This is a genomic window from Amycolatopsis ponsaeliensis (genome assembly GCF_030182635.1).
Lineage (GTDB): Bacteria > Actinomycetota > Actinomycetes > Mycobacteriales > Pseudonocardiaceae > Amycolatopsis > Amycolatopsis ponsaeliensis.
In genome coordinates this window covers 1-20,093 of sequence record NZ_JAPZLD010000015.1, presented here as the reverse complement: position 1 = coordinate 20,093, position 20,093 = coordinate 1, and the positions used below count along the sequence as shown (strand labels likewise).

23 protein-coding genes are annotated in these 20,093 nt (G+C 70.5%); 17 read left to right on the top strand and 6 right to left on the bottom strand.

Annotation, left to right across the window (positions count from 1 at the left end; translation table 11 throughout):
• Positions 1-35 precede the first annotated feature (35 nt).
• From atpA to aroA, 7 genes are all read left to right on the top strand, one after another.
• A complete protein-coding gene (gene atpA, locus QQ657_RS22605; RefSeq protein WP_284744208.1) occupies positions 36-1,676 on the top strand; it encodes a F0F1 ATP synthase subunit alpha in 1,641 nt (546 codons plus the stop codon).
• A gap of 11 nt (positions 1,677-1,687) precedes the next feature.
• Positions 1,688-2,629 (top strand): F0F1 ATP synthase subunit gamma, encoded by a 942-nt coding sequence (locus QQ657_RS22600; protein ID WP_284744207.1) that lies wholly within the window; start codon positions 1,688-1,690, stop codon positions 2,627-2,629.
• Complete coding sequence (gene atpD, locus QQ657_RS22595; protein WP_284744206.1) at positions 2,629-4,056, top strand: F0F1 ATP synthase subunit beta; 1,428 nt, start codon at positions 2,629-2,631, stop codon at positions 4,054-4,056. The genes QQ657_RS22600 and atpD overlap by 1 nt, the downstream gene beginning before the upstream one ends.
• 114 nt (positions 4,057-4,170) lie before the next feature.
• A complete protein-coding gene (locus QQ657_RS22590; RefSeq protein WP_284744205.1) occupies positions 4,171-4,536 on the top strand; it encodes a F0F1 ATP synthase subunit epsilon in 366 nt (121 codons plus the stop codon).
• 25 nt (positions 4,537-4,561) lie between these two features.
• Entirely contained in the window at positions 4,562-4,996 is a 435-nt protein-coding gene (locus tag QQ657_RS22585) for a DUF2550 domain-containing protein (protein WP_284744204.1), read from the top strand.
• Between the two features lie 59 nt (positions 4,997-5,055).
• A complete protein-coding gene (locus QQ657_RS22580; protein ID WP_284744203.1) occupies positions 5,056-5,376 on the top strand; it encodes a putative quinol monooxygenase in 321 nt (106 codons plus the stop codon).
• A 10-nt stretch (positions 5,377-5,386) separates the two neighbouring features.
• Positions 5,387-6,625, top strand: a complete 1,239-nt coding sequence (gene aroA / locus QQ657_RS22575) for a 3-phosphoshikimate 1-carboxyvinyltransferase (RefSeq protein WP_284744202.1) — start codon at positions 5,387-5,389, stop codon at positions 6,623-6,625.
• On the opposite strand, the gene QQ657_RS22570 is transcribed toward aroA, so the two are convergent.
• A complete protein-coding gene (locus QQ657_RS22570) occupies positions 6,622-7,197 on the bottom strand; it encodes a cob(I)yrinic acid a,c-diamide adenosyltransferase (protein WP_284744201.1) in 576 nt (191 codons plus the stop codon). The two genes, aroA and QQ657_RS22570, sit on opposite strands and share 4 nt — an antisense overlap.
• A 61-nt stretch (positions 7,198-7,258) precedes the next feature.
• On the opposite strand from QQ657_RS22570, the gene murA reads away from it, so the two are divergent.
• Positions 7,259-8,533 carry a UDP-N-acetylglucosamine 1-carboxyvinyltransferase gene (gene murA / locus QQ657_RS22565; RefSeq protein ID WP_284744200.1) on the top strand — a complete coding sequence of 425 codons (1,275 nt, stop codon included), beginning with the start codon at positions 7,259-7,261 and terminating at the stop codon, positions 8,531-8,533.
• Between the two features lie 62 nt (positions 8,534-8,595).
• Here murA and QQ657_RS22560 read toward each other — a convergent pair whose 3' ends face one another.
• Positions 8,596-9,189, bottom strand: coding sequence for a TetR/AcrR family transcriptional regulator (locus tag QQ657_RS22560; RefSeq protein WP_284744199.1), 594 nt, complete (start codon positions 9,187-9,189; stop codon positions 8,596-8,598).
• A 93-nt stretch (positions 9,190-9,282) separates the two neighbouring features.
• Between QQ657_RS22560 and QQ657_RS22555 the strand changes: the two genes are divergently transcribed.
• The 3 genes from QQ657_RS22555 to QQ657_RS22545 are packed head-to-tail and all read left to right on the top strand — an operon-like array spanning position 9,283 to position 11,700.
• Positions 9,283-9,702 (top strand): nuclear transport factor 2 family protein, encoded by a 420-nt coding sequence (locus tag QQ657_RS22555; RefSeq protein ID WP_284744198.1) that lies wholly within the window; start codon positions 9,283-9,285, stop codon positions 9,700-9,702.
• Positions 9,695-10,513, top strand: a complete 819-nt coding sequence (locus QQ657_RS22550) for an NmrA family NAD(P)-binding protein (protein WP_284744197.1) — start codon at positions 9,695-9,697, stop codon at positions 10,511-10,513. Before QQ657_RS22555 ends, QQ657_RS22550 begins: the two co-directional genes overlap by 8 nt.
• Complete coding sequence (locus QQ657_RS22545) at positions 10,510-11,700, top strand: alpha/beta hydrolase family protein (RefSeq protein WP_284744196.1); 1,191 nt, start codon at positions 10,510-10,512, stop codon at positions 11,698-11,700. The genes QQ657_RS22550 and QQ657_RS22545 overlap by 4 nt, the downstream gene beginning before the upstream one ends.
• On the opposite strand, the gene QQ657_RS22540 is transcribed toward QQ657_RS22545, so the two are convergent.
• The 3 genes from QQ657_RS22540 to QQ657_RS22530 are packed head-to-tail and all read right to left on the bottom strand — an operon-like array spanning position 11,697 to position 13,615.
• On the bottom strand, positions 11,697-12,311 hold the full coding sequence (locus QQ657_RS22540; protein ID WP_284744195.1) for a LysE family translocator: 615 nt from the start codon (positions 12,309-12,311) through the stop codon (positions 11,697-11,699). The genes QQ657_RS22545 and QQ657_RS22540 overlap by 4 nt on opposite strands.
• A gap of 57 nt (positions 12,312-12,368) precedes the next feature.
• On the bottom strand, positions 12,369-12,992 hold the full coding sequence (locus QQ657_RS22535) for a LysE family translocator (protein WP_284744194.1): 624 nt from the start codon (positions 12,990-12,992) through the stop codon (positions 12,369-12,371).
• Complete coding sequence (locus QQ657_RS22530; RefSeq protein ID WP_284744193.1) at positions 12,992-13,615, bottom strand: LysE family translocator; 624 nt, start codon at positions 13,613-13,615, stop codon at positions 12,992-12,994. Before QQ657_RS22530 ends, QQ657_RS22535 begins: the two co-directional genes overlap by 1 nt.
• A gap of 153 nt (positions 13,616-13,768) precedes the next feature.
• Between QQ657_RS22530 and QQ657_RS22525 the strand changes: the two genes are divergently transcribed.
• From QQ657_RS22525 to QQ657_RS22510, 4 genes are all read left to right on the top strand, one after another.
• Positions 13,769-14,296 (top strand): PH domain-containing protein, encoded by a 528-nt coding sequence (locus QQ657_RS22525; protein ID WP_284744192.1) that lies wholly within the window; start codon positions 13,769-13,771, stop codon positions 14,294-14,296.
• 36 nt (positions 14,297-14,332) lie between these two features.
• Positions 14,333-14,860: a PH domain-containing protein gene (locus tag QQ657_RS22520; RefSeq protein ID WP_284744191.1), complete on the top strand. Its 528-nt coding sequence runs from the start codon at positions 14,333-14,335 to the stop codon at positions 14,858-14,860.
• Positions 14,861-14,919: 59 nt separating this feature from the next.
• Positions 14,920-15,441, top strand: coding sequence for a hypothetical protein (locus QQ657_RS22515; protein ID WP_284744190.1), 522 nt, complete (start codon positions 14,920-14,922; stop codon positions 15,439-15,441).
• An 84-nt stretch (positions 15,442-15,525) separates the two neighbouring features.
• Positions 15,526-17,541, top strand: a complete 2,016-nt coding sequence (locus tag QQ657_RS22510) for a protein meaA (protein ID WP_284744189.1) — start codon at positions 15,526-15,528, stop codon at positions 17,539-17,541.
• Here the strand turns inward: QQ657_RS22510 and QQ657_RS22505 are convergent.
• A complete protein-coding gene (locus QQ657_RS22505; protein WP_284744188.1) occupies positions 17,534-18,088 on the bottom strand; it encodes a cysteine hydrolase family protein in 555 nt (184 codons plus the stop codon). The two genes, QQ657_RS22510 and QQ657_RS22505, sit on opposite strands and share 8 nt — an antisense overlap.
• Before the next feature lie 71 nt (positions 18,089-18,159).
• On the opposite strand from QQ657_RS22505, the gene QQ657_RS22500 reads away from it, so the two are divergent.
• On the top strand, positions 18,160-19,143 hold the full coding sequence (locus tag QQ657_RS22500) for a GlxA family transcriptional regulator (protein ID WP_284744187.1): 984 nt from the start codon (positions 18,160-18,162) through the stop codon (positions 19,141-19,143).
• A 29-nt stretch (positions 19,144-19,172) separates the two neighbouring features.
• Positions 19,173-19,946 carry an enoyl-CoA hydratase-related protein gene (locus QQ657_RS22495; RefSeq protein ID WP_284744186.1) on the top strand — a complete coding sequence of 258 codons (774 nt, stop codon included), beginning with the start codon at positions 19,173-19,175 and terminating at the stop codon, positions 19,944-19,946.
• Positions 19,947-20,093: the final 147 nt, after the last annotated feature.

Sequence of the window (20,093 nt, the reverse complement as noted above, 5' to 3'; positions counted from 1 at the left end):
CATACTGGCAAGAACGAAGCGAGAGCGGGAAAGACATGGCCGAGCTGACGATCTCCTCGGATGAGATCCGTAGCGCGATCGAGAACTACGTCTCGAGTTACGCCCCGGACGTGAGCCGGGAAGAAGTTGGCACCGTGATCGACGCCGGTGACGGCATCGCCCACATCGAGGGCCTGCCCTCGGCCATGGCCAACGAGCTGCTCGAGTTCCCCGGCGGCGTCCTGGGCGTCGCACTGAACCTGGACGCGCGCTCCATCGGTGCCGCGATCCTCGGCGACTTCGAAAGCATCGAAGAGGGCCAGCAGGTCAAGCGCACCGGCCAGGTCCTGTCGGTGCCGGTCGGCGACGGCTACCTCGGCCGCGTCGTCAACCCGCTGGGTGCCCCCATCGACGGCCTCGGCGAGATCGAGACCACCGACCGCCGCCCGCTGGAGGTCAAGGCCGCTTCGGTGGTCGAGCGCCAGCCGGTGTCGGAGCCGCTGCAGACCGGCATCACCGCCATCGACGCGATGACCCCGATCGGCCGCGGCCAGCGCCAGCTGATCATCGGCGACCGCAAGACGGGCAAGACCGCCGTCGCGGTGGACACGATCATCAACCAGAAGGCCAACTGGGACACCGGCGACGAGAAGAAGCAGGTTCGCTGCATCTACGTCGCGATCGGCCAGAAGGGCTCCACGATCGCCGCGGTCAAGAAGTCCCTCGAGGACGCCGGCGCGATGGAGTACACCACCATCGTCGCGGCTCCGGCTTCGGACTCCGCCGGCTTCAAGTGGATCGCGCCGTACACCGGCTCGGCCATCGGCCAGCACTGGATGTTCGAGGGCAAGCACGTCCTCATCGTGTTCGACGACCTGACCAAGCAGGCCGACGCGTACCGCGCGATCTCGCTGCTGCTGCGCCGCCCGCCGGGCCGCGAGGCGTTCCCCGGCGACGTCTTCTACTTGCACTCCCGTCTCCTCGAGCGGTGCGCGAAGCTCTCGGACGAGCTGGGCGCCGGCTCGCTGACCGGGCTGCCGATCATCGAGACGAAGGCCAACGACGTGTCGGCCTACATCCCGACGAACGTCATCTCGATCACCGACGGCCAGTGCTTCTTCCAGTCGGACCTGTTCAACGCCGGTCAGCGCCCGGCCATCGACGTGGGCATCTCGGTGTCCCGCGTGGGTGGTGCCGCGCAGGTCAAGGCGATGAAGGACGTCGCGGGCTCGCTCCGGATCGACCTTTCGCAGTACCGCGAGCTGGAGGCGTTCGCCGCCTTCGCCTCGGACCTCGACGACGCGTCGAAGGCGCAGCTCGAGCGCGGTGCCCGGCTGTACGAGGTGCTCAAGCAGCCGCAGTACTCGCCGGTCCCGGTCGAGGAGCAGGTCCTCACGGTGTACCTGGGCACGAACGGCCACTACGACTCGGTCCCGACCGAGGACGTCCGCCGCTTCAACCACGAGTTCCTCGACTCGGCCCGGCGCAAGCACTCGGACCTGCTCGGCGGCATCCGCGAATCGGGCAAGTTCCCCGAGGAGACCCGCGAAAGCGTGGTCAACGCGGTCAACGAGTTCAAGAAGGAGTTCACCACGTCCGAGGGCAAGTCCCTCGTCGAGGCGGACGCCGACGCCATGGACGCCGACAAGGTCGGGCACGAGACCGTCAAGGTCAACAAGCCCGCCCCGAAGAAGTGAGCTGATAGCTCATGGCCGCACAACTCCGGGAACTTCGGTCGCGCATCAAGGCGACCAAGTCCATCGGCAAGATCACCAAGGCGATGGAGCTCATCGCCACCGCGCGCATCACCAAGGCGCGGGCGAAGGTCGCCGCTTCCCGGCCGTACGCGGACGAGATCACCAAGGTGCTCTCGGCGCTGGCCGGTGCGGCGGCCAACCTCGACCACCCCATGCTGGTCGAGCGCCCGAACCCGAAGCGGGCCGCTGTCCTGGTCGTGACCAGTGACAAGGGCCAGTGCGGTGGCTACAACTCCAACGTGCTGCGCGCGACCGAAGAGCTGCTTTCCCTGCTTCGTTCCGAGGGCAAGGAAGCGCAGATCTACGTCACCGGCAACAAGGGCCTGAACTACTACCGGTTCCGGGACCGCCCGGTCGTGGACAGCTGGACGGGCTTCTCCGACCAGCCGACCTACACCGGCGCGGTCGCGGCCGGCGAGGCCCTCGTCCAGTCGTTCATGGCCGGTGTCGACGACGAGCACGGCAACGCCGACGGCGTCGCGGGTGTCGACGAGATCCACATCGTCTACACCGAGTTCGTGTCGATGCTGACCCAGCGGCCGATCGCCAAGCGCGTCGCGCCGCTGGAGGTCGAGTACACCGACGGCGAGGAGCAGAAGCCCGCGGGCGAGCTGCTCCCCAGCTACGAGTTCGAGCCGAGTGCCGACAAGCTGCTGGACGCGCTCCTGCCGAAGTACATCAACACGCGTCTCTACGCCGCCCTGCTCGAGTCCGCGGCGTCCGAGCTGGCCGCCCGCCGGACGGCGATGAAGGCGGCGTCGGACAACGCGAACGAGCTGGTCGGCAACCTGACGCGGGAGATGAACCAGGCCCGCCAGGCGCAGATCACCCAGGAGATCTCCGAAATCGTCGGTGGCGCGAACGCGCTCACCGCAGCAGGAAGTGATGATTGATGACCAGTACTGAAGCCCCGCGCGCCAAGGGGCGCATCGTGTCGGTGACCGGTCCGGTCGTCGACGTCGAGTTCCCGCGCGGTTCCGTGCCTGACCAGTTCAGCGCGCTCAAGGTCGAGATCGAGTTCGAGCAGCTGCGCAAGACGGTGACCCTCGAGGTCGCCAGCCACCTGGGCGACAACCTCGTCCGCACCATTTCGCTCCAGCCGCAGGACGGCCTGGTCCGGGGCGCCGAGGTCACCGACACCGGCAAGCCGATCACCGTGCCGGTGGGCGACAAGGTCAAGGGTCACGTCTACAACGCGCTCGGCGAGTGCCTCGACGAGCCCGGCTACGGCGACGACCTCGAGCGCTGGGGCATCCACCGCAACCCGCCGTCCTTCGACCAGCTCGAGGGCAAGACGGAGATGCTGGAGACCGGCCTCAAGGTCGTCGACCTGCTCACCCCGTACGTCCAGGGTGGCAAGATCGGCCTGTTCGGCGGTGCCGGCGTCGGCAAGACGGTGCTCATCAAGGAGATGATCACCCGTGTCGCCCGGAACTTCGGTGGTACGTCGGTGTTCGCCGGGGTCGGCGAGCGCACCCGTGAGGGCAACGACCTCTTCCTGGAGATGAGCGAAGACGGCGTCATCAACGACACCGCCCTCGTGTTCGGCCAGATGGACGAGCCGCCGGGCACGCGCATGCGCGTCGCCCTGTCCGCGCTGACCATGGCGGAGTACTTCCGCGATGTGCAGAACCAGGACGTGCTGCTGTTCATCGACAACATCTTCCGGTTCACCCAGGCCGGTTCCGAGGTGTCGACCCTGCTGGGCCGCATGCCGTCGGCCGTGGGTTACCAGCCGACGCTGGCCGACGAGATGGGCCAGCTGCAGGAGCGGATCACCTCGACCCGGGGTCGCTCGATCACCTCGATGCAGGCGATCTACGTCCCCGCGGACGACTACACCGACCCGGCCCCGGCCGCGACGTTCGCCCACCTGGACGCCACCACCGAGCTCTCGCGTGGTGTCTTCCAGAAGGGCATCTTCCCGGCGGTGGACCCGCTGGCGTCGACGTCGACGATCCTCGACCCGGCCATCGTCGGTGAGGACCACTACCGGGTGGCTTCCGAGGTCATCCGGATCCTGCAGAAGTACAAGGAGCTGCAGGACATCATCGCGATCCTCGGTATGGACGAGCTCTCGGAAGAGGACAAGCTCACCGTCCAGCGCGCCCGCCGGATCGAGCGCTTCCTCTCGCAGAACATGCTGGTCGCGGAGGCGTTCACGCAGATCCCGGGCTCGACGGTGCCGCTGTCGGAGACCATCGAGTCGTTCGACCGCATCTCCAAGGGTGACTTCGACCACTACCCGGAGCAGGCGTTCCTGGGTATCGGTGGCCTCGAAGACCTCGAGAAGAAGTACAAGGAAATCACCAAGAAGTGACGTCCTGAGCGCGGCGGGGGCTGTGTCCATTGTGGACTCGGGCCCCCGCCGTTCTCATAGAGCGAGTCCGACCTATTACACTCGGTGGCAACACCCCGAGTTAAGGAGTGCTACGTGGCCGAGATGTCCGTGGAGCTGGTGGCTGTCGAGCGCCGTCTCTGGTCGGGTACCGCCACTTTCGTGGTGGCCCAGACCACCGAGGGCGAGATCGGCATCATGGCCGGCCACGAACCCGTGCTCGGGCAGCTCGTCGAGGGTGGCGTGGTCAAGGTGACGACCACCGACGGCGAGACGGTCTGCGCGGCCGTGCACGGCGGATTCCTCTCCGTGACCGGTACCGGGGTGAGCATCCTCGCCGAGAGCGCCGAGCTGTCCGACGAAATCGATGTCGACGCGGCGAAGGCGGCACTGACCGCCGACGACGAGACCGAGCGGACGAGGGCTACGGCCCAGCTCCGCGCGGCAGGTCAGTCGGCCTGAGCGGGAGACGGGCAGGAGCCGGGCCGTGAAGATCACCGTGGTGGTAGCCGGGCTCCTGATCGTGCTCGCCGTGCTGGTCGCCTGGTACGGCCAGCGCTGGATCCGGATGCGCCGTGGCGGGGGCGTGAGCGTCGCGCTGCGATGGCGTCCGGACGCCGCGCGGTCCAGCTGGCACCTGGGGCTGGGCCGCTACGAGGGCGACGAGTTCGTCTGGTACCGCGTGTGGAGCCTGCGGACCGGCCCGGACCGCGTCTTCCAGCGTGCAAGCATGCAGATCGCCGACCGGCGCGACCCGTCCGGGACCGAGGCCTACGCCGTTCCCGAAGGCTCGATCGTGCTGCGCTGCGAGTCCGAGACCCAGGAAGCGATCGAGATCGCGATGGGGCCGGGTGCGCTCACGGGCTTCCTCTCCTGGCTCGAATCCGCTCCGCCCGGGCGACGTCTTCCCCGGGCCTCCTGACGCTGTTTGTCTCAAACCGAGACAGCCGGACCCCTGCTCCAGGGCTTAGGGTTGAGGGCATGATCTTCATCGTGGTCAAGTTCCCGGTCAAGCCGGAGCACGCGGAAGCCTGGCCGGACATCGTCGCGGACTACACCAAGAACACCCGCGGCGAGGCGGGCAACCGGTTCTTCGAGTGGTCCCGCAGCATCGAGGACAAGAACACGTACGTGCTGGTCGAGGGCTTCGAAGGCCAGGACGCCGCCGTCGCGCACGTCGGCTCCGACCACTTCAAGTGGGCGGTCGCGAACCTGGGTGCCTACATCAGCGACAACCCGCAGATCATCAACGTCCAGGACGCCTCCGACTGGGGCCCGATGGTCGAGATCTCACCCCACTAAACTGGGGTTCGTGACTCTCGTCGAGATCCCCGGCTCCAAGTCCGTTACCGCCCGCGGCCTGTTCCTGGCCGCCGCCGCGCACGGCACCACGACCCTCGGCCGTCCGCTGCATTCGGACGACACCGAGGGCTTCGCCGAGGGGCTCGTCAAGCTCGGCTACGGCGTCGACCGGCAGCCGGGCGCGTGGACCATCGAGGGTCGTCCTTCGGGCCCCGGGGTCGCCGAAGCGGACGTCTTCTGCCGCGACGGCGCCACGACGGCCCGGTTCCTGCCCGCGCTGGCCGCGGCCGGCACCGGGACGTTCCACTTCGACGCCTCCGACCAGATGCGCCGCCGCCCGCTCGGCCCGCTCACCGATGCGCTGCAGGAGCTCGGCGTCGACCTGACCTTCGAGGGCGAGCCGGGTCACCACCCGCTGACGATCCGCGCGAACGGCGTCAAGGGCGGTGCGCTGACCCTCGACGCGGGGCTGTCGTCCCAGTTCCTGACGGCGTTGCTGCTGCTCGGGCCGCTGACCGCGGAGGGGCTGCGGATCACGGTGACCGACCTCGTGTCGGTGCCGTACGTCGAGATCACGCTGGAGATGATGCGGCGCTTCGGCGTCGACGTCCGGCGCGAGGGCAAGACGTTCGTGGTGCCACCGCAGCCGTACCAGGCGTGCGAGTACCCCGTGGAACCGGACGCGTCGACGGCCAGCTACTTCCTGGCCGCGGCGGCGGTCACGGGCCGCACGGTGACCGTCCCGGGGCTGGGGTCCTCGGCGCTCCAGGGTGACGTCCAGTTCGTGTCGGTGCTGGAGCGGATGGGTGCGCACGTCGAGCTGACCGAGGACTCGGTGACGGTCGCGGGGCCCTCGGACGGCCTGCGCGGGATCACCGTGAACATGCGCGACATCTCCGACACGGTCCCGACGCTGGCGGCGATCGCGCCGTTCGCTTCGGGCCCGGTGCGGATCGAGGACGTCTACAACACGCGCATCAAGGAGTGCGACCGGCTGGACGCGTGCGAGGAGAACCTGCGCGCGCTCGGCATCCAGGTCGAGACGGGCCGCGACTGGATCGAGATCCAGCCGGGCACGCCCACCGGTGCGCTGGTCAAGTGCCGCCGCGACCACCGGATCGCGATGGCGTTCAGCATCACGGGCCTGCGGACGCCGGGCATCACCCTGGACGACCCGGAGTGCGTGAAGAAGACGTTCCCCGGCTTCCACCAGGCACTCGGGTCGCTGCGGGAGAGCTGGGGGATCTAGGAGGGCTGCCCGCCCGGCTGCCACAGCACGTCACCCTCGGGGTTCGCCAGCCGGGCGAGGATGAACAGCAGGTCCGACAGCCGGTTCAGGTACTTCAGGGCGATCGGGTTCGTCGTCTCCGGCTCCGCCTCGTAGAGGCCCCAGGCAGAGCGCTCCGCGCGCCGGGACACCGTCCGCGCCTGGTGCAGGAAGGCCGCGCCCGGCGTGCCGCCCGGCAGGATGAACGACGTCAGCTTCGGCAGGCGGTCGTTGAACTCGTCGCACCAGCCCTCGAGCCGCTCGACGTACTTCTCGGTGATCCGCAGCGGCGGGTACGGCGGGTCGTCGGAGATCGGCAGGCAGAGGTCCGCGCCGACGTCGAAGAGATCGTTCTGCACCGTACGCAGCACGTCCGTGACTTCGCCCGGCAATCCGCCGACCGCGATCGCCAGCCCCAGCACGGAGTTCGTCTCGTCGGTGTCCGCGTACGCGCCCAGGCGCGGGGACGTCTTGGGCACGCGGGACCCGTCACCGAGCGCGGTCGTGCCGCTGTCGCCGACCTTCGTGTAGACGCGGTTGATGCGAACGACCATGAACCCACCATAGCGGCCCCCGCCCGGGCCGAATCCGGGCGAGAGGGCATGATTGGCGGCCATGAGCGAGCACTTCGACGTGCATGGCGGAGCCCGGCTGGTCGGCGAGGTCGACGTGGTCGGGGCCAAGAACAGCGTGCTGAAGCTGATGGCCGCGGCCCTGCTGGCCGAGGGCACCACGACCATCACGAACTGCCCGCAGATCCTCGACGTCCCGCTGATGGGCGACGTGCTGCGGAGCGTCGGCTGCGAGGTCGTGATCGAGGGCGACACCGCCACCATCACGACGCCGGCCGAGCTGTCGCACCGCGCGGACTCGGCCGCGATGGGCAAGCTGCGCGCGTCCGTCTGCGTGCTGGGGCCGCTGGTCGGGCGGTTGAAGCAGGCCGTCGTCGCGCTGCCGGGCGGCGACGCGATCGGCTCGCGGCCGCTGGACATGCACCAGAACGGCCTCCGCAAGCTGGGCGCGACGAGCACCATCGAGCACGGCTGCGTCGTCGCGAAGGCCGAGACGCTGGTCGGCGCGCAGATCTGGCTCGACTTCCCGAGCGTCGGCGCGACCGAGAACATCCTGATGGCGGCGGTTCTCGCCGAGGGCACCACGGTCATCGACAACTGCGCGCGCGAGCCCGAGATCGTCGACATCTGCACGATGCTCACCGAGATGGGCGCGAAGATCGAGGGCGCCGGGACGTCGACGCTGACCGTGCACGGCGTGGAGCAGCTGCACCCGACCGAGCACAGCGTGATCGGCGACCGGATCGTGGGCGCGACCTGGGCGTTCGCGGCGTCGATGACCCGCGGCGACATCACGGTCCGCGGTGTCAACCCGCACCACCTCGACCTGATCCTGAACAAGCTGCAGCTGGCCGGCGCGGACGTCGAGACGTTCGGCGACAAGGGCTTCCGCGTGGTCCAGCCGGAACGCCCGAAGGCGGTCGACTGGGTGACGCTGCCGTACCCCGGCTTCGCGACCGACCTGCAGCCGTTCGCGGTGGCGCTCTCGGCGGTGTCCGAGGGCACGTCGATGATCACGGAGAACGTCTACGAGGCGCGGTTCCGGTTCATCGAGGAGATGATCCGGCTCTCCGGTGACGCCCGCACCGACGGCCACCACGCGGTGGTCCGCGGTGTCGAGCGGCTCTCCAGCGCGCCGGTCTGGGCGTCCGACATCCGCGCGGGGGCCGGCCTGGTGCTGGCGGGCCTGTGCGCGGACGGCGTCACCGAGGTCTGGGACGTCTTCCACATCGACCGCGGCTACCCGCACTTCGTCGAGAACCTGAACCGCCTGGGCGCGAACATCAAGCGCGTCAGCGGCGAGCCCGAGCGGGCCTAGCCGAATGCCATGAAGGGCACCCTCATGGCTCTTAAGTCCATGAGGGTGCCCTTCATGGCATTTCACGTCTCCTGGGCGCCGAGTGCGCGCAGGGCGAACTCCACCAGCCGGTCCACGTAGTCCGGCTCCGCCGGGGCCAGGCGGACCACCAGGCGCCAGTAGATCGGCGCCGCCAGGGTGTCGAGCGCCAGTTCCATGTCCAGGTCCGCCGGTAGCTCGCCGCGGGTGATCGCGCGGCGCAGCATCGCCTCGCCGACCTCGCGGCGGGGGCCGCCGATGGCCTCGCGCAGGCCGCGGCCGTGGTCCGGGTTGCGGGCGTCCTCCGCGACCAGGTCCGGCAGGATCCGCGAGAACAGCGGGTGCGTGAGCCAGTCGATCAGGGCCTGCATCGTTTCGCGCAGGTCGCCACGCAGGGAGCCCGTGTCGGCCTCCGCCGCGCGGGCCACGCTGAACTCCGTCACGACGGAGGCGATCATGTGCTCCTTCGACGCCCACCGCCGGTACAACGCGCTCTTGCCGACGCCGGCGCGTTTGGCCACCGCTTCCATCGACAGCCGCCCGTAGCCCTGTTCGGCGAGTTCCCACATGACGGCTTCGCTGATCGCCTGCGTGACCTCGGGCTGGAGGACCGCGGCGCCGGTCGGGGTGCGTGCCATGGGCGCAGTGTAGCGGGTGGACGGAACGGTACCGTCCCGTCTACTCTGACGTCGGGACGGTACCGTCTCGTCCGAACGTTCAAGGAGGCTGCGATGCGAGACTTCGTCGAGCGCGCGCTCGAGCTGCTGCTGAAGCACGACATGGCCGGGTTCGCCGATCTCTGGGCACCCGACGGCGTCCTGGAGTTCCCGTTCGCCGGCCCGGGCTACCCGAAGCGCGTCGAAGGCCGTGACGCGATCCGCGACTACCTGCGCGACTACCCGAACCTCCTGGACATCCGCGAGGTCGTCGCCAAGACCGTGCACGAGACGACCGATCCGGCGGTGGTCGTCGCCGAGTTCACGGTCGCCGGGGTCGTCGTGGCCACGGGGAAGCCGTACGAGCTGTCGTACATCGCGGTGATCACCGTCGAGGACGGCGAAATCCGCCACTACCGCGACTACTGGAGCCCATTGGCCGCGGCCGGGATCCTCGGCGGCGTCGACGAGCTGACGGCGGCCTTCGGTGGCTGACGTCCTGGTCCTCGGCGGCACCGGCACCACCGGCCGCCGGGTCGTCGCGGGCCTGCGTGACGCCGGGTTCGCGGCGCGGGCGGCCACGCGCAAGCCGGGTGAGCCCGGGCAGGTCCGGTTCGACTGGACCGACCGCTCGACCCACGCCGACGCGCTGCACGACGTCTCCGCGGTGTACCTGCTGCCGCCGATCGGCGAGGCTTCGCCGGCGAAGCTGGTGACGCCGTTCCTGGACGACGCTCTGGCCGCGGGCGTCCGCCGGGTCGTGCTGCTCAGCTCGTCGGCCGTCACGGCGGACACGCCCGGGCTCGGCGACCTGCAGCGGTTGGTGCGCGCGGCACCGGAGTGGGCCGTGCTGCGGCCGTCCTGGTTCATGCAGAACTTCACCGGCGAGCACCTCGTCGCCCGGGGCGTCCGCGACGGCGAGATCGTCACCGCCACCGGGGACGCGCGGGTCGCGTTCGTCGACGCCGGCGACATCGCGGCGGTCGCCGTCCGCGCGCTGACCGATCCCGAACCGCACAACACCGAACACGTGCTCACCGGTCCGGCCGCGGTGAGCTACGCCGAAGCCGCGTCGATCATCGCCGCGCACACCGGCCGCCCGGTGCGGCACCGCGCCGTGAGCACCGCCGAGTTCGCGGCCCGCGTGACCGCGTTCGGGATTCCGCCCGAGTTCTCCGAGGTCCTCGCGGCGCTCGACGAGGACATCCGGCGCGGCGCCGAAGACCGCGTCACCCCGGCCGTCGAAGAGGTCACCGGCCGGCCTGCCCGCCCGTTCGAAACCTTTGTGGAGGAAGAGATCCGATGAAGCAGCTCATGTTCACCGAAGACCCGCAGTTCTGGTTCGAGACGCTGCGCCTGTTCGGTCACGCGGCCTACGGCGGTTCGGACTTCGGCGAGGTGCTCGCGGCCGCGTCGACCGTGACGGCCGGCGACTACGACAGCTGGCACGACGCCTACCGCGCCCTGGCCGACCGCCTGTACGCCGAGGCCGCCGACGCGGGCCCGATCACCGCGCGGGACCTGCTGCTGCGCGCGTCGACGTACTACTTCTCGTCCGAGTTCTTCCTCCACGGCGACCCGGCCGACCCGCGGATCGCGGCGGCCTACGACCGCAGCGTCGAGTGCTTCCGGCGGGCGGGCGTCGCGGAACCGGTCGAAATCCCTTACGAGGGAACGGTTCTGCAGGGGTACTTCTACCGCGCGCCGGGCGACGGGCCGAAGCCAGTACTGCTGATCCACAGCGGTTTCGACGGCAGCGCCGAGGAGTGCCACTTCATGGGCGCGGCGACGGGCGCGGAGCGCGGCTACCACGTGCTGACGTTCGACGGTCCCGGTCAGCCGAGCGCGATCCGGCGCGAGAAGCTGGTGTTCCGGCCCGACTGGGAGCACGTCGTCACGCCGGTGGTGGACTTCGCGCTGGGACTCGAGGGCGTGGACCCGTCCCGCGTGGCGCTGCTCGGCATCAGCCTCGGCGGCGTGCTCGCCCCGCGCGCTGCGGCGTTCGAGCCCCGGCTGGCGGCGGTCGTCGCGGTGGACGGGGTGTACGACGCGGGATCCGCGGTGACGCAGATGCTGCCGTGGCCGCGCGAGGAGATCGTCCGCCGGGCGCGGGCCGCGGAGGACCCGGAGTTCGACGCGCTGCTGGCGGCCGGCCGCGAGGCGAACTCGACGCTGCGCTGGGCGTGCGACCACGGCCGGTACGTCCTGGGCGCGGCGACCGACCGCGAGTTCGTCGCGAAGTACCTCGAGTACACGCTGGAGGACGGCGTCGCGGAGAAGATCACGTGCCCGACGCTGGTGTGCGAAGCGGCGGACGACCTCTTCTTCGCCGGGGAGACGGAGACCGAGCCGCGCCGGCTGTACGACCACCTGAACGCACCGAAGACGCTGATGACGTTCACGGCGGAGGAGGGCGCGGACGCGCACTGCCACGTCGGCGCCCAGCGCCTCGCGGCCAGCCGGATCTACGACTGGCTGGACCGCACGCTCTAACCCTCGAGGGCCAGGGCCGCCCCGAAGCCGAGCAGCGCCGTCCCGGTTGCGCCGTCCATCGCGCGGCGCACCCGGCGGCGTTGCAGCCACGCCCGGATCCGGTGCACCCCGGCGACGATGACGAGCTGCCAGAGCGTCGCGAGCACCCCGACGGTGGCGGCGAGCAGCAGCGACTCGGCGATGGTGGACTGCGGGGTCAGGAACTGCGGCAGCATCGACAGGTAGAAGACGAGGACCTTCGGGTTGGTGAGGTTGCAGAGGAAGCCTTCACGCCAGCGCCGCCCACCGCCCGGCTTGGTCGTCTCGAGCGCGGAGTAGTCCCCGCGCCAGGCCGCGATGAGGGCTTTGACGCCGAGATAGCCGAGGTACCCGGCGCCGGCCCACCGCAGCGCGAGGAACACCGGCTCGGAGCGCACGATGACGGCGCTGAGCCCGAGCGCGGCGGCGACACCCTGGGCCAGGTTCCCGGACCCGATGCCGAGCGCCGTCAGGGACCCGCCGCGCTTGCCGCCGGCGAGGGAGTTCTTGAGCACCAGGGCGGTATCCGGCCCCGGGACCACCAGCACGAGCAGGACGAAGAGCACGTAGGTGCCGTAGGTTCCCCAGGTCATGACGTCAGGTTAGGACGGTGGCGTGACCCTCCGCCGCGAGTTCCGGATCGTGGTGGGTCAGCCTTCGAAAGCCAGCGCCGCCCCGAAGCCCATCAGCGCCATCCCCGTCGCGCCGTCCATCGCGCGGCGCACCCGGCGGCGCTGCAGCCACGCGCGGACCCGGTGCACGAACAGCAGCAGGAGTACCTGCCAGACCACCCCGAGCGCCGCGACGGTGTACGCCAGCAGCAGCGAGTCACCCAGCGTCGACGCCGGCGTCAGGAACTGCGGCAGCACCGACAGGTACAGCACGATCACCTTGGGGTTGGTGATGTTCGACAGGAAGCCCTCCCGGAACCTGCGGCTCCGGGAAGCGCGAGCGCGGCGGACGTCGTCGAGGGCTTCGTAGTTCCCGCGCCAAGCGCCGCGCAATGCCTGGATTCCCAGGAACACCAGGTAGGCCGCGCCCAGCCACTTCACCGTCTCGAACAGCGGCCGGTAGCGCGTGATCACCGCGCCCAGCCCGAACGCGGCCGCCGTGCCCTGCAGGAAGTTCGCGACGCTGATGCCCGCGCACGCCCAGCCGCCACCGCGGGCGCCGCCGGTCAGGGCGTTCTTCAGCACGACCATCGTGTCCGGGCCCGGCATCATCGCCAGGAACGCCATCATCCCGGCGAACGCCAGGTAGGTGCTCCACGTCATCAGGACTCCAGGGCGAGAGCGGCGCCGAACCCGAGCAGCGCGGTGCCGGTGACGCCGTCCAGCGTACGACGCACCCGGCGGCGGCCCAGCCACGCGCGGACGCGGTGCACGAACAACAGCAGCACCAGCAGCCACAGGCCGCCGAGCACCGCGACGGTGTAGGCCAGCACCAGCGAGTCCCCGATGCTCGACTGCGGCGTCAGGAACTGCGGCAGCACGGACAGGTACAGCACCAGCACCTTCGGGTTCGTGATGTTGGAGAGGAACCCTTCGCGGAACCGCCGGAACCCACCGCCGCGGCGCTGCTGGACCTGCTCGACGACGTCGTAGTTCCCGCGGAACGCCCCGCGCAGCGCCTGGAAGCCGAGGAAGACGAGGTAGGCCGCGCCGACCCACTTGAGCGCGAGGAACACCGGCTGCGAGCGCGCGATGACGACGCCGAGCCCGAGCGCCGCGGCACTGCCCTGGACGGCGTTGCCGCTGAAGATGCCGAGCGACGCGAGCAGCCCGCCGCGGAACCCGCCGGACAGCGCGTTCTTCAGCATCACCATCGTGTCCGGGCCCGGCGCGAGCACGATCAGGGTCACGATGACCAGGTAACTTCCGTAAGCGCTCCACGTCACGGCTGCCCACGCTAAACGACGGGTGCGGGTCCGGTCTCGCGGATTTCCGTCACACGGCTCGGGTACGGGTATTCGGGGGCACGGAGAGTGCACGACCACGTGCAACGCGCTCGGAACTCGGCACGGCGAGCGTCCGCAGAGTAGTGTTCTGCCATGTCAGCAGGGGAAATCGATCTTCTACCCGGTGAGCGCGTGCTCTGGGCCGGGGAGCCGGTCCAGCGCCCGTTCTACGTCGCCGCGGACGGGGTGATCGCCCCTGCCGGACTCATCGTCGCCGTGGCCGCGCTCTGGTTCCTGCTCGCGAAGCAGCCCAGTGGCGGCGCCATGGCCGGCGCCGTCGTCGTGCTGGTGATCGGGCTGTACGGCGCCGTCGGCCGGTCCGCCGTCCGGTACCTCGCGCTCGGGCGCACGACCTACGCCGTGACCGACAGCCGGATCATCGCGCGTTCGGGGCTGTTCCGGCAGAAGGAACGCGCCAGTGAGCTGGCCGGGCTGCCGGCGCCGGTCCTCAAGCCGGGACCGTCGCGCACCGGCACCATCACCGTCGGATCGGGCGAAGTGACGCTGATGGGCGTCGGCGAGCCCAAGCGCGTCCGCGACCTGCTCACCAAGGCCATCGACGAGGCCAAGGCCCGCCAAGCCCCGCCGGAAGCGGACGCCTCCGACACTTCGGCCGCCTGAGGGCAACCGCGGGACCCGCCCGAGCGTGCCCGGTGCATGCGCGAAGAGGTGCTGTGGACGGGCAAGCCGGTGATCCGGCGGCTGTTCAACCGCTACGACCACCTGGCGGCCATGCTGGTCCTGATCGTCTTGCTCGGCCTGCTCGGGGTCGCGGTCGCCGCGGACACCCGGCCGGCCCTCCAGGCGACGGCCGCGGGCGGTGGCCTGCTGCTCGTCCACGCCGGCGTGCGGTTCCTGCAGCTCCGCAGGCTGACCTACGTCGTGACCGACCGGCGGGTGCTCGTCGACGCCGGCGTGGTGTGGCGGCGGACGACGACCGCGCGGCTCACCGGCCTGGCCTCGCCGGTCGTGCTGCCGGAGCGCGGCGGCACCGGGACCATCACCTTCGGCCCGGTCGAGCCGTACCTCGTGGCGGCCGCGAGGTACGGCGCCCACCGGACCAAGTCCGGGCAGCTCCCCGTCGTGCTGGCGGGCATCGCCGAGCCGGCGCGGGTGCGGGCGCTGCTCGCCAAGGCCATCGGCGAGGCCAAGGCCCCGCCGGACCCGGACACTTCGGCCGTCTGAGGGCAACCTCGGCGCCCGTCCGGAGCGTCAGCCCGGCAAAGAGCGCCGGGGAGGTTGCCGTGGATGTGCCTTTGATCGTCCTGGAGCCGGGTGAGCGGCTGCTGTGGTCGGGGCGACCGCAGCGGGTCGTGCCGACGGGCCTCGAGTGGTACCGCCTCGTCTTCGGCTCGATCCTGGTGTCCGTGGTGTTCGCCGCCCTCGGGTTGCCGTTCCCGGACGGCCGCGTCCCGGTCATGTTCGTGGTCTCGGTGACCGTCGGGCTCGCGTTCGTCTGGGTGCCGGTGATCGTGCGGCTGCGGGCGACGCGCCGCTCGGTGTACGCGGTGACCGATCAGCGGGTCGTCGTGGCCGACCGCGTCTCGGGCCGCATCCGCACCTGGACCGACCTGGTCCTGCCGACGGTCACCCCGATCGGCCACGACGGTCTCGGCAACCTCACCTTCCCGGTGCCGGGCGGGTCCGCGGACGTCTTCGGCTCCGCGGTGCCGGTGAAGGGCGCGCCGGCCCCGATCGAGATGTTCGCCGTGCCGGACGCCCGAGGGCTGCGCGACCTGATCGTGCAGGAACAGGCCGAGGACTGAGTCACTCGGACGTGTCCGATTCCACTCCGCCGCATAAGTTACCGGCCGGTACACTCGATGGGTCGTCCACGCCGGAGGTGCACAGTGCCGTACCCATCCGACCACGAGCGGGATCGCCCCTGGGTGATGCGCACGTACGCGGGGCACTCCTCCGCGGCCGCGTCGAACGAGCTCTACCGGCGCAACCTCGCCAAGGGCCAGACCGGCCTCTCGGTCGCCTTCGATCTGCCGACGCAGACCGGCTACGACCCGGACCACCAGCTCAGCCGCGGTGAGGTCGGCAAGGTCGGCGTGCCGATCTCGCACATCGGCGACATGCGGCGGCTCTTCGACGGCATCCCGCTCGCCGAGGCCAACACGTCGATGACGATCAACGCGCCCGCCATGTGGCTGCTCGCGCTGTACGTCTCCGTGGCGCGTGAGCAGGCCGAAACCGAAGGCCGCGACGTCGACGAAGTCCTCGCGAAGCTCACCGGCACGACGCAGAACGACATCATCAAGGAGTACCTGTCCCGCGGGACCTACATCTTCCCGCCGGGCCCGAGCCTGCGGCTGATCACCGACATGATCGCGTGGACCGTGCACCACGTGCCGAAGTGGAACCCGATCAACATCTGCAGCTACCACCTGCAGGAAGCCGGCGCGACGCCGACGCAGGAGGTCGCCTACGCGCTGTGCACCGCGATCGCCGTGCTCGACGCCGTCCGCGACTCCGGCCAGGTCGACGCGGCCGACATGGCCAAGGTCGTCGCGCGGATCTCGTTCTTCGTCAACGCCGGCGTCCGGTTCGTCGAGGAGATGTCCAAGATGCGCGCGTTCACCGCGCTCTGGGACGAAATCACGAGAGACCGTTACGGCGTAACGGATCCGAAGGCGCGCCGCCTGCGCTACGGCGTCCAGGTCAACTCGCTGGGGCTCACCGAAGCCCAGCCGGAGAACAACGTCCAGCGGATCGTGCTGGAGATGCTCGCGGTGTCGCTCTCGCGCGGCGCCCGCGCCCGCGCGATCCAGCTGCCCGCCTGGAACGAGGCGCTCGGGCTGCCCCGGCCGTGGGACCAGCAGTGGGCGCTGCGGATGCAGCAGGTGCTCGCGTTCGAGACCGATTTGCTGGAGTACGAGGACATCTTCGACGGCTCGCACGTCATCCAGGCCAAGGTCGACGAGATCATGGCCGGCGCGCGCGAGGAGATCGCCCGCGTGCAGGACCTCGGCGGCGCGGTCGCCGCCGTCGAGAGCGGCTACATGAAGTCGCAGCTGGTCGGTTCGCTCGCCGAATACCGCCGCGGGATGGAAAACGGCGAGCGCGTCCTGGTCGGCGTCAACAAGTTCGAGACGACCGAGCCGTCGCCTCTGCAGGCCGAGGGTGCGAAGGCGATCGAGACGATCGACCCGGCCGTCGAGAAGGCCGCCGTCACCGCGATCGAGGAATGGCGCACCCAGCGCGACGACGCCGCCGTCGAGCGGTCGCTGGCCGCGCTGAAGGACCGCGCGCAGACCACGGAAAACCTCTTCGAGGCCACTGTGGACTGCGCGCGGGCCGGCGTGACGACCGGCGAGTGGTCCGGCGCGCTGCGCGAGGTGTTCGGCGAATACCGGGCGCCCACCGGGGTTTCCGCGACCGCGGGCGGCGGGGGCGACCCGCAGATCGAACGCGTCCGCTCCCGGGTCCGGGAAACCGAAGCGGAGCTCGGCGAGCGGCTGCGGATCCTGGTCGGCAAGCCCGGCCTCGACGGGCACTCCAACGGCGCCGAGCAGGTCGCCGTCCGGGCGCGCGACGTCGGCTTCGAGGTCGTCTACCAGGGCATCCGGCTGACGCCCGAGCAGATCGTCGCGGCCGCGGTGCAGGAAGGCGTGCACGTCGTCGGGCTCTCGGTGCTTTCCGGCTCGCACCTCGAGGTCGTCCCGCACGTCGTCGACGGCCTGCGTGCCGCGGGCGCGGGCGACGTCCCGGTGATCGTCGGCGGCATCATCCCGCCGGACGACGCCGCGCTGCTGACCGAGCGCGGCATCGCCCGCGTGTTCACGCCGAAGGACTACGAGCTGACCGACATCATGGACGGCATCGTCTCGCTCGTCCGGGAGCGCAACGGCCTCAGCTGAGGCCCGCGAGGATCTCCTTGGTGGACTTCACGGTGGCGAACTGGTTCGCCAGGTTCGCCGCCGTGACGCGGTACAGCTCGTCGGCCGTGACGACGTCGCCGTCCACCCCCGGCAGGTCGAACGTGAACGTCGCGTCGAGCGCGAAAGTCACGTCGTAGCCGAGGTTCCCGCCCATCCGCGCGGTGGTCTCGCAGCAGAAGTTCGTCTGGATCCCGGCCAGGACGAAGCTCGTGATGCCGCGCTTGCGCAGCCACGCGTCGAGGTCGACGTCGCCGATGAAGGCCGAGTTGACCTTCTTGCCGAACACGAGGTCGGGGCGCGCGCCGTCGAGCTCGGGCTTGAAGTCGTTGCCGGGCTGGCCGGGCCGCAGCGACGACGCCGGCCCGGTCGAGTCGTGGTGCACCAGCACGACCGGCAGCCGCCGCTCCTGCCACGCGTCGAGCAGTGCCTTCATGTTCGCTTCCGCGCCGGGGTTGTTGCGCGGTCCCCAGCCGGGCTCGTCGAACCCGCGCTGGACGTCGATCAGGATGAGTGCCGTTTCGGTCATGACGTCGAGTTTCGCGGGCTTCTGCCGCGCAGGGTAGTGGCAGGAGACGCGCGATGCGGTACTTTCCTGCCATGCGCACGATCGGCGTTCTGCTGCTGCCGGGTACCCGGATGTTCGACCTCGCGGTGATCGGCGAGGTCTGGGGCCAGGACCGGACCGACAGCGGGATCGGCCCGTTCACGCTGCGGTTGTGCAGCCAGGGCCGGATCCGCACCGCCGTCTCGCCGTTCGGGGACGTCGCGGCGACGCACGGGCTCGCCGGCCTCGACGGCTGCGACCTCGTCCTGGCGCCGGGGCGCGACGATCCGCTCGCGCCGGTCTCGCCGGCCGCCGTCGCGGCACTGCGGCGGGCGCACCGGGCGGGGACGACCGTCGCCGCGTTGTGCTCGGGCGCGTTCACGCTGGCGGCCGCCGGCCTGCTCGACGGCCGTCCGGCGACCACGCACTGGCGCGACTTCGACGCCCTGACCGTCGCAGCGCCGCGCGCCGACCTCCAGCGCGACGTGCTCTACACCGACGACGGCGGCATCCTGACGTCGGCGGGCGTCGTCGGCGGGCTCGACCTGTGTCTCCACCTGGTCCGCCGCGACCACGGCGCGGAGGTCGCCGCGTCGCTCGCCCGCCGTCTGGTGATGCCCCCGGCGCGCGAGGGCGGGCAGCGGCAGTACGTCGACAACCCGTTGCCCCCGGCGGCTGCCCAGCCCGGCATGGCGTCCACAATGGACTGGGCGCTGGCGCGGCTCGGCTCCGGGATCGGCGTCGAGGACCTCGTCGGGCACGCGCGGATGAGCGAGCGGACGTTCCACCGCGAGTTCGCCGCGGCCGCCGGCGTGACCCCGGGACGCTGGTTGCGCGTGCAGCGCGTCCGGTACGCGCAGCGGTTGCTGGAGACGACGGAGCTGCCGGTCGAGCGGGTCGCGCAACGCTCCGGCCTGGGAACCGCGGCCAATCTGCGACGCCGGATGCGCGCCGAAGTGGGCGTCGGGCCGGACAGCTATCGGCGCACATTCCGAAGGGTTACCTCCGCCTTCCTCCCCACCGCCACCCTCAACTGAGGCGCTTCGCGCCGCTGTACCTTCAAAGCATGACCGAGTACGAACACATCCTGGTCAAGCGCGACGGCGACACCGTCACGATCACCATGAACCGCGCGGCGCGGCGCAACTCGCTTTCCGCGGATCACCTGGCCGAGCTGCTCGCCGCGTTCCACGAGGCGGGGACGTCCGACGCGACCGGCATCGTGCTGGCCGGCGCGGGGCCGGTGTTCTCCGCCGGGCACGACTTCGGCGACGTCGCCGCGCGTGACCTGATGGGTGTGCGCGAGCTGCTGACGCTGTGCACGGACCTGATGAAGACCATGCAGTCGGTGCCGCAGGTCGTCATCGCGCGCGTGCACGGCCTGGCCACGGCGGCGGGGTGCCAGCTCGTGGCGTCGTGCGACCTCGCCATCGCCGCCGAGTCGGCGGGCTTCGCGCTCCCGGGCGGCAAGGGCGGCTGGTTCTGCCACACGCCGGCGGTGCCGGTGGCGCGCTCCATCGGCCGCAAGCGGCTGATGGAGCTGGCGCTGACCGGTGACGTCATCGACGCGCCGACCGCGTTGGACTGGGGCCTGGTCAACCGCGTCGTCCCCGACGACCAGCTCGACGACGCCATCGCGGAGCTGCTGGGGCGGGCGACCCGTGGCAGCCGGGCCAGCAAGACGATGGGCAAGGTCACGCTGTACGCCCAGCTCGACCGGCCCGAGGCCGACGCCTACGCGATCGCGCTGGAGGTCATGGCTTCGGCGTCGCAGCTGCCCGGCGCGCGCGAAGGCATGGCGGCGTTCCTGGAGAAGCGCAAGCCCTCCTGGCCCGACTGAGCCCAATGCCATGAAGGGCACCCTCATGGACTTAAGGGGCTCTTCGTATTGATGTGTGGGTGGTCATCGGCCTGGTAGTTCGGGTCGGTGGCCGCCCAGGGAGAGCATGGCCAGTGCCATGAGGGATTCGGGTGTGCGGAACCCGAA

Coding starts and splice junctions, on each gene's coding strand:
- atpA (WP_284744208.1), top strand. CDS start 36: ATGGCCGAGCTGACGATCTCCTCGGATGAGATCCGTAGCGCGATCGAG.
- QQ657_RS22600 (WP_284744207.1), top strand. CDS start 1,688: ATGGCCGCACAACTCCGGGAACTTCGGTCGCGCATCAAGGCGACCAAG.
- QQ657_RS22495 (WP_284744186.1), top strand. CDS start 19,173: ATGACCGAGTACGAACACATCCTGGTCAAGCGCGACGGCGACACCGTC.
- QQ657_RS22560 (WP_284744199.1), bottom strand. CDS start 9,189: ATGGCACGCACCCCGACCGGCGCCGCGGTCCTCCAGCCCGAGGTCACG.
- QQ657_RS22500 (WP_284744187.1), top strand. CDS start 18,160: ATGCGCACGATCGGCGTTCTGCTGCTGCCGGGTACCCGGATGTTCGAC.
- murA (WP_284744200.1), top strand. CDS start 7,259: ATGAGCGAGCACTTCGACGTGCATGGCGGAGCCCGGCTGGTCGGCGAG.
- QQ657_RS22570 (WP_284744201.1), bottom strand. CDS start 7,197: ATGGTCGTTCGCATCAACCGCGTCTACACGAAGGTCGGCGACAGCGGC.
- QQ657_RS22525 (WP_284744192.1), top strand. CDS start 13,769: ATGTCAGCAGGGGAAATCGATCTTCTACCCGGTGAGCGCGTGCTCTGG.
- QQ657_RS22545 (WP_284744196.1), top strand. CDS start 10,510: ATGAAGCAGCTCATGTTCACCGAAGACCCGCAGTTCTGGTTCGAGACG.
- atpD (WP_284744206.1), top strand. CDS start 2,629: ATGACCAGTACTGAAGCCCCGCGCGCCAAGGGGCGCATCGTGTCGGTG.
- QQ657_RS22535 (WP_284744194.1), bottom strand. CDS start 12,992: ATGACGTGGAGCACCTACCTGGCGTTCGCCGGGATGATGGCGTTCCTG.
- QQ657_RS22580 (WP_284744203.1), top strand. CDS start 5,056: ATGATCTTCATCGTGGTCAAGTTCCCGGTCAAGCCGGAGCACGCGGAA.
- QQ657_RS22520 (WP_284744191.1), top strand. CDS start 14,333: ATGCGCGAAGAGGTGCTGTGGACGGGCAAGCCGGTGATCCGGCGGCTG.
- QQ657_RS22555 (WP_284744198.1), top strand. CDS start 9,283: ATGCGAGACTTCGTCGAGCGCGCGCTCGAGCTGCTGCTGAAGCACGAC.
- QQ657_RS22540 (WP_284744195.1), bottom strand. CDS start 12,311: ATGACCTGGGGAACCTACGGCACCTACGTGCTCTTCGTCCTGCTCGTG.
- QQ657_RS22505 (WP_284744188.1), bottom strand. CDS start 18,088: ATGACCGAAACGGCACTCATCCTGATCGACGTCCAGCGCGGGTTCGAC.